Here is a 13800-nt window from a genome sequence, read left to right as displayed (position 1 = left end):
TTCAAACACAATAAGGGAAAACAATGGCTAACGAATACATTCCACCAAAAGTTTGGACAAACGATAATGAAAACGGCGGTCAGTGGGCGAGCATCAACCGTCCGGATTCTGGCGCACGTCATGAGCAAGAGCTTCCAGTTGGTGAGCACCCATTCCAACTTTACTCAATGGGTACCCCAAATGGTCAGAAAGTGACGATCATGTTTGAAGAGCTTTTGGCGGCTGGCGTAACGGTAGCAGAATACGATGCATACCTGATTAAGATTGGCGATGGCGACCAGTTTGGCTCTGGCTTTGTGGCTGTTAACCCAAACTCTAAAATTCCGGCATTGGTTGACCGTTCGGGTTCTGAGCCAGTGAACGTGTTTGAATCTGGCAACATCTTGTTTTATCTAGCAGAGAAGTTTGATCATTTCTTACCAAAAGAAGGCGCTAAGCGTGCTGAGGTAATGAACTGGTTATTCTGGCTGCAAGGTTCTGCGCCATATCTAGGCGGTGGTTTTGGTCACTTCTACGCGTACGCACCAGAGAAGTTCGAGTACCCAATCAACCGCTTTACAATGGAAGCAAAACGTCAGTTAGATGTATTAGACAAGCGTCTTGCGAACAATGAATTCCTAGGTGGCGATGAGTACAGCATCGCTGATATCGCAACATGGCCATGGTACGGCAACCTTGTGTTGGGTCGTGCTTACGATGCGGCTGAATTCTTAGACGTAGAAAGCTACAAAAACGTTGTGCGTTGGGCAAAAGTAATTGATGAGCGTGAAGCGGTAAAACGTGGTCGAATTGTGAACCGTTCATGGGGTGAAGAATGGGAGCAGTTACCTGAGCGCCACAGCGCAGAAGATATTGATAAGGTATTGAAGCTTAAACCATAAGCAAACTTGGCTCAGTCACTTCAAGTAAGTTTGTTTTCATCCGAACTCATACTCCAAAACTGATCAAATCCATAGCGCATCTTACTAGATGCGCTACTTTTATTTGAATTGTAACCCCGTTGAAGGTTATTCAATCTATAGATGGTTCTTTGCTTCTATTTGTCGTTTTCATATTCAACAAGCCCTCTGCATTTCTATTAACTATTAGCTGATGATATTCTAAAAATTTATGCTTTAGATAACCTTAAAGTTATAACTTAATTTTATATCTAGTATAAATAAACTTAATGATAATTAATCTTTGACATAACCTTTTATTTTGTGTGGAATATGCAGGTTAATCTATTTAAATCAAAATTTATAGATAAATAAAATTTAAATAATTTACTGAATTCTACATCTAGCTTTGAGCAATGTTTAATTACAACTACTTATACCATGAAAGAGGATATGTATAATGTCGTCGTTTGAGTCGTACTGGGTTGGGGTACGTGAAAGAATTGCTATACAAACTGAAGGTAACCGAAATTTAAAGTCTTTAGTGATAAAAAAGCAGAGAGTGAACTTAAATAACAGTGGCTTATCTTTTCGCGCTAAAGCCGGATGCCTTATCCCTCATTGTTACACTCAGTTTACTGATGACGATACAAACTCAAAGGCATCGAAAAAAGCCTCCCTTAGTTTTAAGAAAGGGAAATTATACTTTTCTCCTGTCTAGTAATAGATAATATTTAGGTTATATATAAATTAAATTTTTATTTTTATCTGAAATTCTGACAATAAATTATTATGTTGTTATGACCGAGATGAAGCATTGGTTAGTAAATGATTAGTTCGGATTATTAATTGAATTGTAGATTTTCTTAGTTGCCCCTAGTTAGATAGTGATAAAATTTTTAGCTATCTTTTCCCGTACAAGCTTAGTTTTAGATCTGGCTTGTACGGTTTTTTCTCTGAACACTAATTACATAGCATAACGGCATGATTTCTCGCCTCTTGTCTCATCTTTCTAGACGAAAGCTCTACCTGCCTCTCATTATTCTCGACAAACATTGAGTAAAAGTAACTAATCGTAACAAGGTGGCTGTAACTGAGCGCCGTTTCAATATACTCACTCTTTACCTAGGTAACCCTGCGCTTTGAATTCATTCGGGTACCGTTTGTAAGCCTTAAATGCTACTAAGATAAGATGTCATGATGAGAAAAAGTACTATATTAAACACAGTGTTAATTACAGGGTTCGCTGCTGTATCTTCGTTGGCTTATGCAGCACCAACCGTTGTGCCAAATGCACCGGAACTCAGTTCTCGTGGCTATGTTTTGATGGACTTTCACACTGGGAAAGTGCTGGTTGAACGTGATGCACATAAACGGCTAAATCCTGCGAGCTTAACGAAGTTAATGACGGCTTATGTGGCTGGTCAAGAAATTAACGCAGGTAATATTACTTTGGATGATGAGGTCGTCATTAGCCGAAATGCTTGGGCAAAAAACTTCCCAGATTCCTCAAAGATGTTTATTGAAGTCAATACTTCCGTTTCTTTATCTGACTTATACCGTGGCCTGGTTGTTCAATCAGGTAATGATGCTAGTGTGGCCATTGCTGAACATGTCGCAGGTAGTGAGTCAGGGTTTGTAAGCTTGATGAATAGTTGGGCTGCTAAGCTTGAATTAAATAACACGGCTTTCACCAACCCTCATGGTCTAGACAGTGACGGTTTATATTCAACACCTTATGACATTGCCAAGTTGGGTCAAGCTATTATTCGTGACTTACCTGACATCTACCCACTGTATAGCGAAACCTCGTTTACCTACAACGGCATTACGCAATATAACCGCAATGGCTTGCTTCGTGATCGCAGTATGAATGTCGATGGCATGAAAACTGGTTATACAAGCGGTGCTGGTTATAGTCTAGCGACTTCAGCGACTCAAGGTGACATGCGTTTAATTGCTGTTGTGATGGGAGCAAAAAGTGAGAATATCCGTGAATCCGAAAGCAAACAACTGCTAAGTTATGGCTTCCGCTTTTACGATACGGTAATGCCAACCGAGGCAGGAACGGAAGTTGCGAACGCTCGAATTTGGATGGGCGAACAAGATGAGCTTAAAGTAGGCGTTGCCAATGACGTTTATCTCACTTTACCAAAAGGGGATGTGAAAAAGCTACAAGCTGAAGTTGAATATAATGGCGATTTGGTAGCGCCAATTTCTGAGCAACAAGTGGTTGGTAAAGTGCTTTACAAAGTCGAAGGTAAAGTTGTGAATGAAGCCGAACTTGTAGCGTTGGAATCGGTGGAAGAAGGCAGCTTATTCAAGCGAATTTTAGACTGGTTTAAGCAATTGGTCGCGAGTTGGCTCTAAAAAACAGCTAACTTCTGCCATTATCACTCTATCTTGTTATTGTTCTATTAAATCAATTTACTAAGGCGGCCAACGTGGTCGCCTTACTTTTTTGGAATACTCGTTGCGCTAAAACATCGAACCTTCTCGTATGGGTCTATTTTCGCCTAATTAGAAGCGTTTTTGTGTTTTTGAGTGCGAGAGAAAAGAAACTAGAACAAAAATGGAGTGACACGTGCACAAGATTTTATCTTTGACATTGATTTTATCGCTCATGGGCTGCGCTATGCCTTACCAGCAGCAGGTCGATAGTGGCCAATGTGTTGGAGTAATGACCTCTCAGGATGCGTATGGTTATTTAAACCCAAACCATTACACGATGCAGGTACTCGCGCTAAAGCAAGAAAAAGATGTGAAAGATTACATTCGTTATATCGATCCTAAGCATCCGGTTTGGGTTAACTGGAAAAACAGCCGAGGCACGCGTTGGTATACGGTAACTGTTGGCGATTTTAAAACGAAACAGGATGCCTACAATGCGCTTTCTTCACTGCCGAGCCGCGTAAAGCAGTCATCCCCATTTGTGCTGACTTTTGCGGAAATGCAGCGTAAGCAACAAACGAGTGTTGTGAGAATGCGTTAGCCAACAAAAAACGGAAGCGATGGCTTCCGTTTTTGTATCTAAGGGTAAGCTTAAAGCGCCGCTAAAATCGTTTCTGCTTTGCTTGCTTCAAACTCTTTTGGTTCTTCAACGTTAAGTTTGGTCACAATGCCGTTTTCAATGATCATGGCGTAGCGTTGTGAGCGAATACCACCAAAGCCGCCGGTATCCATTTCAAGACCTAATGCTTTAGTAAAGCTTGCGTCGCCATCACCCAACATCAGGATTTCTGAAGCGTTTTGAGCTTCGCCCCAAGCTTGCATCACAAATGCATCGTTTACAGAAACACACGCAATTAAATCAACACCTTTTGCCTTCAACTCGTCGGCTAATACCACATAGCCTGGTAGGTGAGCTTCCGAGCACGTTGGGGTGAATGCGCCAGGTACAGCGAAGAGTACGACTTTCTTGTTTGCAAACAGCTCAGTCACGTCGTGGTTAACCATACCATCGGCAGTCAATTCGCTTAGAGTCGCAACTGGTAGAGCTTGGCCTTGTTGAATCATGATTTTATTCCTTTTTGTGTGCTAGTTTAGCTTTCTCAGTCTAGCGCTTATAAATGCGGTTAACCACAGAGCTTTTGTAAGGTTTTAGCACCTAAGTGTTTGACCCAAGATGTAGCACTGATGGCTTTATTGCAACGCTTCATGCTGACTTACGTATTGACTAACGAGATGGCGATACTTCGCTTTCAACTCATTATCGATGAAGCTAGCATCAATCGCATTCATTGTGAATTGAGCTAGTTCATTCTTACTCATTGGGTGTGCGTTGTTGACGGCTAAAAAGTTATCTGTCATGTAACCACCAAAGTATACCGGATCGTCCGAATTAATCGTCACAGCGACACCTTTGCGCAGTAGCTCGACAATATTGTGATCTTTCATATCGTCAAATACACACAATTTAAGGTTCGATAATGGACATACCGTCAGTGGCATTTTGCTTTCAATTAACGACTCGACTAATGCTTCATCGTCAACACAGCGAACACCATGATCCACGCGGCTGACGTGAAGCATTTCAATTGCATCGGTAATGTTTTGTGCGGGGCCTTCTTCACCTGCGTGAGCAACAGTCAGTAAGCCTGCTTCTACTGCTTGTTTAAATACTCGTTTGAACTTAGCTGGTGGATGGCCTTGTTCTGAAGAATCTAGACCGACACCAATGATCTTATCACGGTGTTTCAGAACGGCTTGCAGAGTCTCCATAGCGCTTTCTTCTGAAAGGTGACGGAGGAAACACGCAATGATTTGTGAAGTAATGCCGAGCTTCTCGTGCCCATCTTGTAGTGCGCGGGCGATCCCGTGGATAACGGTGTCAAAGTCAATACCGCGCTCTGTATGCGTTTGTGGGTCAAAAAAGATTTCGGTATGAATAACGTTATCCGCTTTACAGTGCAGTAAGTATTCCCAAGTGAGATCGTAAAAGTCTTGCTCTGTACGCAAAACATCCGCCCCTTGGTAATAAAGGTCAAGGAATGACTGTAAGTCTTCGAACTGATACGCGCTGCGTAGTTCACTCGGAGAAGAGTAAGGAATGTCGATGCCGTTTCGTTGTGCTAACTTGAAGAGAAGTTCTGGCTCAAGTGAACCTTCGATATGTAAGTGCAGCTCTACTTTTGGAAGACCTTGAATAAATGCGTTCATATTCCACCTTATGTGTATTGTGGATGCAGTTACTCTAAGAATAGGTATAGATAAGAATAAATCGAACGCTATCACAAAGAGTAAGACCCACGATGATCTCAACTCTTCGTAATCAGCACTTTGCGAGAACTGGTAGAGACCCCCAAACCATATCATTGGGGTTATACGAAGCAAACGAGGCGATTATACGCAAAATTCTCAATTTGGCTATACGCAAATAACCTAGTTGTCAGTAGTCGAAGGATTTTTCTAAGAAAAGTAACTGGCAACCGTATAAGTCACTTGGGTATAGAGGATCAAATTGGTTTTTGAGCGTGAACGAGGCTTATCGTGTTGTTGTAAGTGAGGAAAAAGAGTGAGGCTTCGTTTGAGCAAAGGTAGGTGGCGGTACCTTGCACAACGATGGAGCAGAGAGAGAATTGAGAGAGTCAAGGATAGCTTATAGATCAAATAACTTGTCAAATTCTCTTTGTTCCATAATGTCTTCTATACGGCGTCGCGTTTTTTGTTTTACCGCCGCCGCGTTTTGCTCAGACTCTTTTTTGTCTTTTTCTGCTTGCTTCTTACTTTTTCTAGCCATTGGATACCTTCCAAATTAGTTGCATCATTCATTAATGCATGAAAACTGAATTAGTTAACAGTAAAACTTCCTAACTTTGAACCTGAATCACAGAGAATAGTTCCAGATTGCGTTTTCTCACAATATTCAAAATCGATCATGTAGCTACGAGAATGAAGCTTAGGTAATACGTGCCTTCGTAAAATATCACCATTTAATTGATGTATTTTAGCGTTCCAAGAGGTGTGAGGTTGTTCTAGATTAAATTCAATTTCTAACATTTATTCTCCTGTTTCTTAGTGATTTTGTCTTTGTTAAGTAATTGATACCAATGCCTTTGACGGCCTGTTCTTTTTGAGGACATGATTTTTCCTATAAATAATAAATTAAGCAGTACTATCCTATTTATTTTAGGTAGCACAAAGCAATGCCTGATATTAGGCTGAGTGATTAAAGTGAGAATATTTTTGAAGGAGAGAGATTTGGTGCAGCATGGGCATGCTACACCAAGAAAAGCAGTCTTATAGAGGAGTTACTTCAGTCGCTTGAGGACCTTTTTTACCTTGCTCTACGTTGAAGCTTACTTTCTGACCTTCAGTCAGTGTTTTGAAACCGTCAGAAACGATAGCGTTGAAGTGTACGAATACATCTTGACCACCGTTGTCTTGAGATAGGAAGCCAAAGCCTTTAGTTTCGTTAAACCATTTTACTGAGCCGTTTACTTTAGACATAAAAATACCTTTGAATTAAACATTAAAATTTGAATTTGTTTTGTGGATCTTTTCTAAGCTATTGAATGTTCAATCAAGAGGAAGTTGTACGCAGGTGTCTGAATTGGGGGATTCAAGATTTTACTGAGAGGAAACTTAAACTAAATGTTGCATTAACAGCTCTCTTCTAAGAGCCAAGGCCTACTATACACCTTGTTTAGGAAATAGCTACACTTATTTTTAAATATATGTCGACAGCTTGGATAAGTGGGCTGTTCGAAAAATTTGAATAAGTAGCTCAAATAGCAAGGCTCATGATTATTTTTCTTCAATCTAAAATAGAACCATATCGATAGCCATGGCTGAACATGCGGTTTGCAAGCGGCCACAAAGGTAAACGAGGAGAAATAGTATGAGCACATTCAGAGAAATTCGTCAGCTTATTCAATCACAACCCACTGCTGATGGTGACGGAGTGAAAATTCGTCGAGTAGCAGGGTTTAATCATGCGAGTTTTTCTCCATTTTTGATGATGGATGAACTTAAGTCTGACGACCGTGCTGATTATGTGGGTGGCTTTCCTCCTCATCCGCATCGCGGCATCGAGACGCTTACTTATATGTTGAAAGGTCATTTCCAGCATCGTGACCACATGGATAATGTTGGTGAGCTTCGTTCTGGTGGCGCTCAATGGATGGCGGCAGGAAGAGGCGTCATTCATAGTGAGATGCCTATTATGCAGGAAGGTGAATTGCATGGTTTCCAAATTTGGATAAACCAGCCTGCGAAAAATAAGATGTCACCGGCTCAATATCATGACTTTCAACCTGAAACGATAACGGAATTCGAAACTCAAAGCTCGGGTGTTGTACGCTTGATTGCTGGTCATCTGACTATAAACAACGAACGTATTCAGGGGCCTTTAACAGAAACAGGTGTTGCTGCCACAGTAGCCGATTGGAGAGCGATGGTTGGTCACGCTTTGAATTTGACCACGGAGCAAGACCACAACATGATGATCTACGTTTATAAAGGTCGTGTTCAGTTAAAAGATCGTGAGATCAATCAAGGCGAAATGGCGATTCTATCGAAAGGTGAATGGGTTGAATTACAAGCCGAAAAGGAGAGTGGTGCTCTGATTTTTATTGGCGAACCAATCAATGAACCAGTGGTTCACTATGGCCCTTTTGTAATGAATAGCATGGAAGAAATAGAACAAGCAATCCAAGACTACAATTCAGGATTGTTTGAAACCTACTAGCGTCAACATCCTAACTCCCTTTTCTGTGAGTAGCGCAGTTATCAACAGTTTTGAGCCTGACTATTGGGCTCGACCAGAAGCAAATACGATAATCCACTGCCATCGAATTTGCGTTAGCCACGTCTAATCCACGTGGCTTTTTTCTACTTCTGATTCCATCGCATGATGGCTTCTTTTCCTGCTTCAATACCTAACTCATAAGCTTGGCGCAATGGTGCTGGCGAGCGACTCAATCGTTTTAATTTAAATGATTCAGGAGGACAAACTTGGATGATTTCGACTCCCGATGGTGGATTGTCGATCAGTGCTAACGTTTGATTGTAGCGAACTTCACGCGTCAACATCGGCTCAATTAATCCTGGCGTTTCTTTCAACATCCGTTTGGTTAGTGCGCTGAACTTTCCTTTCGGCTTTTGATAGCTAGAGGGTTGGCTGCGTAAAACCATAATCTTTTTGGCTCCTCGCTTTATTGCTTCTGCGACAGGAAGGGCATCAGAAACCCCACCATCAACGTATCGGGTGCCGTTCAGTAAGACACCATTTCGGTAAAGTACGGGAAGCGCGCTGCTGGCTTTCATTGTTTCTGCGAGCTCGTCGATATTAGGAGTATGGTACTCGGCTTGGCCATTGTCTTGACGTGTTACGCCTAAAAAGAAAGGTCTCGAATCCGCTTTTAGTACGGACTTGTCGATGCCAAGCTCTTCGAGAGTGACGTTCCACATCCAATCTAAGTTCATCATATCGCCGCCACGTAGAATCTGAGATGGTGAGATGAATTCTTTCCTTAAACTGTAATCGAGATAGATTTTTAAGTTGCGCCCGGGCATTTTAGCTAAATACGCCGCCAAGTTACTTGCGCCCGCCGATACGCCCCAAAAGCTATCAAATGGAGAGAAATCGTTAGCGAGAAAATGATCGAGTATGCCGCAAGAAAATACACCTCGCATCGCACCACCTTCGACAATCAACGCACGCTCTCCTACTTGTTCCATCACTGTGTTCCATTCTTTACCTATTGGATGAATAGAATGCAGCTTAACGCATAACGGTTTTATACCCAAGTGGTCCTAAGTGCTAGGGCATCTCCTTAAGTAAAAGAAAAGGGCATCGATGGATGCCCTTTTTATATTAAGCCTAGGGAGTTACAGGTTATTGAGCAGCTCATTTAGTGAAAGCGCACTGAATAAATATGTCACTCCCACACAGAAAGCGGCGCCTGTAATTCCGATACTGATCGTTGTTGTAATTAAAAGAAGTGTCATCTTAGACATACAAGATCAAACTCCTTTTTTATATTTAAGTGGGGCGTTGTGCGTCTGGTTATCGTTTTGAATCATGATGCAAGCGCCCTAAGTTTATTGTTCTAATAAAAGTGATGATCACTTGTCAAAAAAGCAGATAAATAGCACCCAAACTGTCGTTAATGCGAGCAGCGGAGTGAATACTTTCTGTATAGAGGCGCCATCGGTTAGGTTGTAGATTTTGATGGATTCGTTATAGAACGCCCGCTTGAACGCCTTAAAAGAAATATCATTTTTCACATGAGATTGTTCATAGTGTAGGTGTGCTGCGTCTGATAGTTGGTATTCTAAGTCTTGGAGTTCGTACTCTTTGTTAAGAAATGCCTCCCAAGCCGAAAGACGGGCTATCGTTTTTGGAGATTGATTACCCTTTAACTTCTCTAGACGTTTGGCATAAGCAGCTTGATATTTATCCACGGTGTATTCCTGTCTGAATAGACGTTGAGTTAGAACATTTGTAAAAAGAAAAACGAGCAAAAAAGGGGCTTTACGTTCTATGTCTGTGATAAATGCTAAGGAGCTCAATGGTCTATTTCTCTGATGTCGCGAATAATATTGATTGAACTTAAATGCGACAAACAAAATAATTTACTCAAGATAACAACGAATATTTGTTGCCTTTTAAAGAAAAGCGATAGTGATGCGAAGTGGTGGCTTTGATCGGGAAGAAACCCGCTTTCGTAACGGCTTGCGTTTACTGAGAAAAAGTAAACGCTGGAACTATCGCTGGATTGATGTGAGTTATTTATCGTCAAAAATCATTAATATCAACTATGCTTATAGTTCGACTTTTCGTAAATGAACTCAATTTGGAGGAGCAGAAATAATACTTATTTTTGAGCGTGGGTGAGCTTGTAGGGTTAAGCTAATCCATTGATTAATAAAAAGTAAAGTGGTACAGAGCTAGGGTGAACTTCAACTTAAAGGTGACGGTATGGATATACAATCAACCATTATTGAATATGCGATAGCGATAATAGGCTTACTTTTGACGGGAGTTGCCCTCTGAGCACGATTGCCCAGAGGATAGAAAGTATATTGGCTGTTTGTTAGCGGTTGATATTGTACCGAGCCATTGCAGCTTCTTCTGACGACACAACCGTTTTACCAATTGGTGCGAGTGAAATAACCGCAAGCTTCAGGTGTTGGAGTGCAAACGGAATACCAATGATGGTTACAAAACACGCTGCGGCGGAAAGTACGTGACCGATTGCTAACCAAAGACCTGCAAAGATAAACCAAAGGACGTTGCCGATAACGCCTAGAGGGCTCGTACCAATGTCCATTTCATTGGTCAATTCATCGCGTGAAATGGCTTCTTTTCCGAATGGGAAAAAGGAAAAATTACCCATAACGATACACGCACGCCCCCAAGGTATTCCGATGATACTAATAAAGGCTAAGATACCGAAAAACCACCATAGCAACCCCATAAATACGCCACCAAATACAAACCAAATGATGTTACCGAGTGTTCTCATTCTATTTCCTTTACTCTTGAATATGACGATGCAGGTTCCTGAGGGTATAGTAATGTAAAACTAGAACCACTCCGTTAATAAACGTGATCCGTTCCCTCATTCACTTGCTTGATAGAATAGCCGCATAAGTATTAACAGAGAATGAATGACTCCCTGAAGCTACGTTTGTTTTAGTATAGAGCGTAATACTCGATTAAGCATATAGCCAAGAATTAAGCTACCTAGAGGTAACTTTCTCGATATATTGATAAATTTGCTCTGCTAACTGATGGCTAGCAATGTTGCGTTTCACTACTTCACTAGCGATTTTTCCAGATTCAACGACGTGAAACCAGTCGAGCAACATCGCATGGAAACCTTTGCTCGTCAGCATTGGCGTCCAATCTTTCAAATTGATTTTTTGCTCTTGGTTCGCTTGCCATCGTTTCCCTTCAACGAAAGAGTCGAATTCCACTGCTTTGTTTGCATAACAAGCTTGAACGCGTTCCATAGTCATACCGAAATGACGATTCATCGAAGCGTGGAGTAAAGTATCTCCGTGTTGCCACTGAATATCTAAACGCGCCAATTGGTCACCCTCAAGTTGATGCGTTATGTAAGCCTCTTTTAAATCGGTCTTGGCTGTCACGTTAATACTATCTAATGGGTGAATAAAATCATCAAATATAAAGGTACGAATATCGCCTGGTAGTTGGTGACGGTTCTTTTCCCAGCGTAGCGATTTTAGGTCAGAAATGTTGCCTTGCTGTACCTCTGGCATGTGTTGGTTGTAAAGCGGAATATGACGTCGGTTGAAGCCCACATAAAGTGGTTGTTTTTCTTTTTCGGCAATATCGTACAGTTTTTCCACGTCATCAGCGGTGTCCGCTAATGGTTTGTCGACAAAGGTTGGGATTCCATTCTGCAAAAAGAATGCTGCGATTTGAGGATGTACGCTTGTTGCTGCATGAATCATGACAGCATCTACGCCAAAGTGCAGAAGTTGCTGGTAGTCTTGACAGGTCTCTGAGATTCGATATTGCTTAGCCAGACTCTCAAGTGCATTTGCGTTGCGGGTACAAAATACAAGTTCGATATTTGGAAGCTGAGTGATAACGGGAAGGTATGCTTTCTGAGCAATATCTCCTAAACCAATAATACCAATTTTCATCCTAGTCCTTATTTCGATGTATGGATGGCAGGTTGTAGTATAACGCTTGGCAAGCTGATGAGTTTAAATGCCTTGTTAGAAAAGAGCCTGACTCACATTTTGAGTCAGGCTTTGTTGGTCCACTTAGGAAGTCGTGCGGCAATCTTTGAATATATCCAACTTGCCGTCGTAGGCTTGGGTTTGTACATCCATAACGCCTAATAGAGAGTGGAACACGTTATCATGTGAGTACTGGCCTGCCTTTTGCGCTTCATCCGACAAACAGTCGGTGTTGATTTTTTTCGCTTGCTTAAAGCCGGAAGATAGCCACATGAGCAAAGGAACACGTTTTTGGAAGTCTGGGGCAAGGCCGTAAGGCATGCCATGTAAGAACAATCCGTTTTCGCCTAATGATTCACCATGATCCGATACGTAGATGAGAGCGGTATTATATTGAGACTCTAATGCTTTGAGTTTGTTGATGGTTTCTGCCAACACAAGATCAGTGTAGCGTATCGTATTGTCGTACGTATTCACGATTTGTTCGACGCTACAGTTTTCTATATCTGCACGTGGGCAGTCTGGTTTGAAAAACGCTTTGTCTCTAGGATAACGCTGGAAGTAGGTAGGACCATGGCTTCCTATAAGGTGCATGGCGACAACGCGATTGCCGTGCATATCCGCAACTTCTTGATCAAAGTGATCTAACAGCGCCATATCGTAACAGGTTTGACCGTTACACAGAGGACTTGCTTGCTTTCGGTTCACTTCAATTTTCTTGATCTTGTGGGCGACTTCTTTGTCTCCGCCATCATTTTCTTTCCAGATGAGGTCAACTCCAGCGCGCTGCATGATGTCGAGAGCATTATCTTGGTTATCTGCCTTGGTCCGTTCAAACTCGCTTCGCGTGAGCTGAGAAAACATGCAAGGCACAGATACTGAAGTTGCAGTGCCACAAGACGCAACCTCTTGAAATGAAATTACATCCAGCTTACTGGTGTAAGGGTTTGTCTCTCGCTTATAGCCATTGAGTTGGTAGTTCTGCGTTCGAGCGGTTTCTCCAACAACAAACACCAGTAGTGTCGGCTTGTTCTGTGCTTGCGTTACTGCGCTATCTGACTGCTTTGCATCGACTCCAATCTCGCGGTACGGCTCTGGCGTGGTGAAGTATTTCTCCTTCACATACCCGGTCGCGCTGTAAACGAATTGAGTGGGAATAATGATTTTTTTCAGATAGCTGTTATTGCGACCGACAGATGCATAGTCTTGGTAGTAAACACTGGCAATAACAGCAATTACTGCAAGAGATGACAACATCGACACCAACTTCGTGAGAGAAAAATACAGCAATTGGTGGCGCTGAGATTGCAACTTGACCTTATAGACAATCATCGCAGGGACGCCCCCCATAAGTAGCGTCCAGATTACAGAATAAGCACTCAGGTAAGAGCTTGCCTCGCTCGAATCGGTTTCAGCAATATTAGCAATCATTCCAGAATCGAAAAGCGTGCCATAGTTGTAACTTGCGTAGCTCACCATACTCGAAATTATGAGCAAAATAATAAAGAATGGCTTTCCAACCCAAGGCCAACTAAATAAGTTAAAAAGGAAATTGAGCGCGGCAAGAAAGAAAATGGGTATCGTAATAATAAAACCAATTTTGACATTATCTAGGCTTGAAAAAATACCATTCAGCTCTTTGTAAATAGGAATATTTACAACCAGCGCGAAATAGAATGCCAACAAGAAAGTAAAGGTAACGTACGAGATACCTTTTTGTTGCAAATTATGTGTCTTCATAAGTAAATGTCTTGAATCAAAA

The 13800-nt window shown here is 41.8% G+C and carries 14 protein-coding genes and 1 riboswitch; of the genes, 4 read left to right on the top strand and 10 right to left on the bottom strand.

The window, feature by feature from the left end; all coding sequences use genetic code 11:
• Window positions 1-23: 23 nt before the first annotated feature.
• The 3 genes from yghU to ACHFJ9_RS03195 all read left to right on the top strand — a co-directional run bounded on the left by yghU (window position 24) and on the right by ACHFJ9_RS03195 (window position 3870).
• A complete protein-coding gene (gene yghU, locus ACHFJ9_RS03205; protein ID WP_395355208.1) occupies window positions 24-881 on the top strand; it encodes a glutathione-dependent disulfide-bond oxidoreductase in 858 nt (285 codons plus the stop codon).
• A gap of 1197 nt (window positions 882-2078) precedes the next feature.
• On the top strand, window positions 2079-3248 hold the full coding sequence (locus tag ACHFJ9_RS03200) for a D-alanyl-D-alanine carboxypeptidase family protein (protein ID WP_167427860.1): 1170 nt from the start codon (window positions 2079-2081) through the stop codon (window positions 3246-3248).
• Window positions 3249-3462: 214 nt separating this feature from the next.
• Entirely contained in the window at window positions 3463-3870 is a 408-nt protein-coding gene (locus ACHFJ9_RS03195; RefSeq protein WP_006741205.1) for an SPOR domain-containing protein, read from the top strand.
• 50 nt (window positions 3871-3920) lie between these two features.
• On the opposite strand, the gene ACHFJ9_RS03190 is transcribed toward ACHFJ9_RS03195, so the two are convergent.
• The 5 genes from ACHFJ9_RS03190 to ACHFJ9_RS03170 form a co-directional block, all read right to left on the bottom strand.
• Window positions 3921-4394, bottom strand: a complete 474-nt coding sequence (locus tag ACHFJ9_RS03190; protein WP_005396331.1) for a peroxiredoxin — start codon at window positions 4392-4394, stop codon at window positions 3921-3923.
• A gap of 126 nt (window positions 4395-4520) precedes the next feature.
• Window positions 4521-5537, bottom strand: coding sequence for an adenosine deaminase (locus tag ACHFJ9_RS03185; protein ID WP_256936424.1), 1017 nt, complete (start codon window positions 5535-5537; stop codon window positions 4521-4523).
• Window positions 5538-5626: 89 nt separating this feature from the next.
• A riboswitch (purine riboswitch) is annotated at window positions 5627-5726 on the bottom strand.
• 250 nt (window positions 5727-5976) lie between these two features.
• A complete protein-coding gene (locus ACHFJ9_RS03180) occupies window positions 5977-6117 on the bottom strand; it encodes a PA3496 family putative envelope integrity protein (RefSeq protein ID WP_005396335.1) in 141 nt (46 codons plus the stop codon).
• Window positions 6118-6167: 50 nt separating this feature from the next.
• Window positions 6168-6377 carry a hypothetical protein gene (locus ACHFJ9_RS03175; protein ID WP_395355205.1) on the bottom strand — a complete coding sequence of 70 codons (210 nt, stop codon included), beginning with the start codon at window positions 6375-6377 and terminating at the stop codon, window positions 6168-6170.
• A gap of 240 nt (window positions 6378-6617) precedes the next feature.
• Window positions 6618-6827 (bottom strand): cold-shock protein, encoded by a 210-nt coding sequence (locus ACHFJ9_RS03170; RefSeq protein WP_005396336.1) that lies wholly within the window; start codon window positions 6825-6827, stop codon window positions 6618-6620.
• Window positions 6828-7218: 391 nt separating this feature from the next.
• On the opposite strand from ACHFJ9_RS03170, the gene ACHFJ9_RS03165 reads away from it, so the two are divergent.
• Window positions 7219-8067 (top strand): pirin family protein, encoded by an 849-nt coding sequence (locus ACHFJ9_RS03165; protein ID WP_134645472.1) that lies wholly within the window; start codon window positions 7219-7221, stop codon window positions 8065-8067.
• A gap of 143 nt (window positions 8068-8210) precedes the next feature.
• Here the strand turns inward: ACHFJ9_RS03165 and ACHFJ9_RS03160 are convergent, their stop codons facing one another.
• From ACHFJ9_RS03160 to ACHFJ9_RS03140, 5 genes are all read right to left on the bottom strand, one after another.
• Window positions 8211-9059: a patatin family protein gene (locus ACHFJ9_RS03160; protein WP_395355202.1), complete on the bottom strand. Its 849-nt coding sequence runs from the start codon at window positions 9057-9059 to the stop codon at window positions 8211-8213.
• A 387-nt stretch (window positions 9060-9446) separates the two neighbouring features.
• The gene (locus ACHFJ9_RS03155) at window positions 9447-9785 is read right to left on the bottom strand and encodes a hypothetical protein (protein ID WP_006741201.1); all 339 of its coding nucleotides are present in this window, start codon (window positions 9783-9785) and stop codon (window positions 9447-9449) included.
• A 632-nt stretch (window positions 9786-10417) separates the two neighbouring features.
• Window positions 10418-10849 carry a YccF domain-containing protein gene (locus ACHFJ9_RS03150; RefSeq protein ID WP_256954822.1) on the bottom strand — a complete coding sequence of 144 codons (432 nt, stop codon included), beginning with the start codon at window positions 10847-10849 and terminating at the stop codon, window positions 10418-10420.
• Window positions 10850-11066: 217 nt separating this feature from the next.
• Window positions 11067-11999, bottom strand: a complete 933-nt coding sequence (locus ACHFJ9_RS03145; RefSeq protein WP_395355199.1) for a Gfo/Idh/MocA family protein — start codon at window positions 11997-11999, stop codon at window positions 11067-11069.
• A gap of 123 nt (window positions 12000-12122) precedes the next feature.
• Window positions 12123-13778: a phosphoethanolamine transferase gene (locus ACHFJ9_RS03140; protein WP_395355197.1), complete on the bottom strand. Its 1656-nt coding sequence runs from the start codon at window positions 13776-13778 to the stop codon at window positions 12123-12125.
• Window positions 13779-13800 lie beyond the last annotated feature (22 nt).

The sequence above is a fragment of the Vibrio sp. D3 genome (assembly GCF_043995865.1).
Lineage (GTDB): Bacteria > Pseudomonadota > Gammaproteobacteria > Enterobacterales > Vibrionaceae > Vibrio > Vibrio diabolicus.
Note: the sequence above shows the minus strand (reverse complement) of the source record. Positions and strands in the feature narration are given on the sequence as shown.

Coding starts and splice junctions, on each gene's coding strand:
- yghU (WP_395355208.1), top strand. CDS start 24: ATGGCTAACGAATACATTCCACCAAAAGTTTGGACAAACGATAATGAA.
- ACHFJ9_RS03200 (WP_167427860.1), top strand. CDS start 2,079: ATGAGAAAAAGTACTATATTAAACACAGTGTTAATTACAGGGTTCGCT.
- ACHFJ9_RS03190 (WP_005396331.1), bottom strand. CDS start 4,394: ATGATTCAACAAGGCCAAGCTCTACCAGTTGCGACTCTAAGCGAATTG.
- ACHFJ9_RS03185 (WP_256936424.1), bottom strand. CDS start 5,537: ATGAACGCATTTATTCAAGGTCTTCCAAAAGTAGAGCTGCACTTACAT.
- ACHFJ9_RS03180 (WP_005396335.1), bottom strand. CDS start 6,117: ATGGCTAGAAAAAGTAAGAAGCAAGCAGAAAAAGACAAAAAAGAGTCT.
- ACHFJ9_RS03175 (WP_395355205.1), bottom strand. CDS start 6,377: ATGTTAGAAATTGAATTTAATCTAGAACAACCTCACACCTCTTGGAAC.
- ACHFJ9_RS03170 (WP_005396336.1), bottom strand. CDS start 6,827: ATGTCTAAAGTAAACGGCTCAGTAAAATGGTTTAACGAAACTAAAGGC.
- ACHFJ9_RS03165 (WP_134645472.1), top strand. CDS start 7,219: ATGAGCACATTCAGAGAAATTCGTCAGCTTATTCAATCACAACCCACT.
- ACHFJ9_RS03160 (WP_395355202.1), bottom strand. CDS start 9,059: ATGGAACAAGTAGGAGAGCGTGCGTTGATTGTCGAAGGTGGTGCGATG.
- ACHFJ9_RS03150 (WP_256954822.1), bottom strand. CDS start 10,849: ATGAGAACACTCGGTAACATCATTTGGTTTGTATTTGGTGGCGTATTT.
- ACHFJ9_RS03145 (WP_395355199.1), bottom strand. CDS start 11,999: ATGAAAATTGGTATTATTGGTTTAGGAGATATTGCTCAGAAAGCATAC.
- ACHFJ9_RS03140 (WP_395355197.1), bottom strand. CDS start 13,778: ATGAAGACACATAATTTGCAACAAAAAGGTATCTCGTACGTTACCTTT.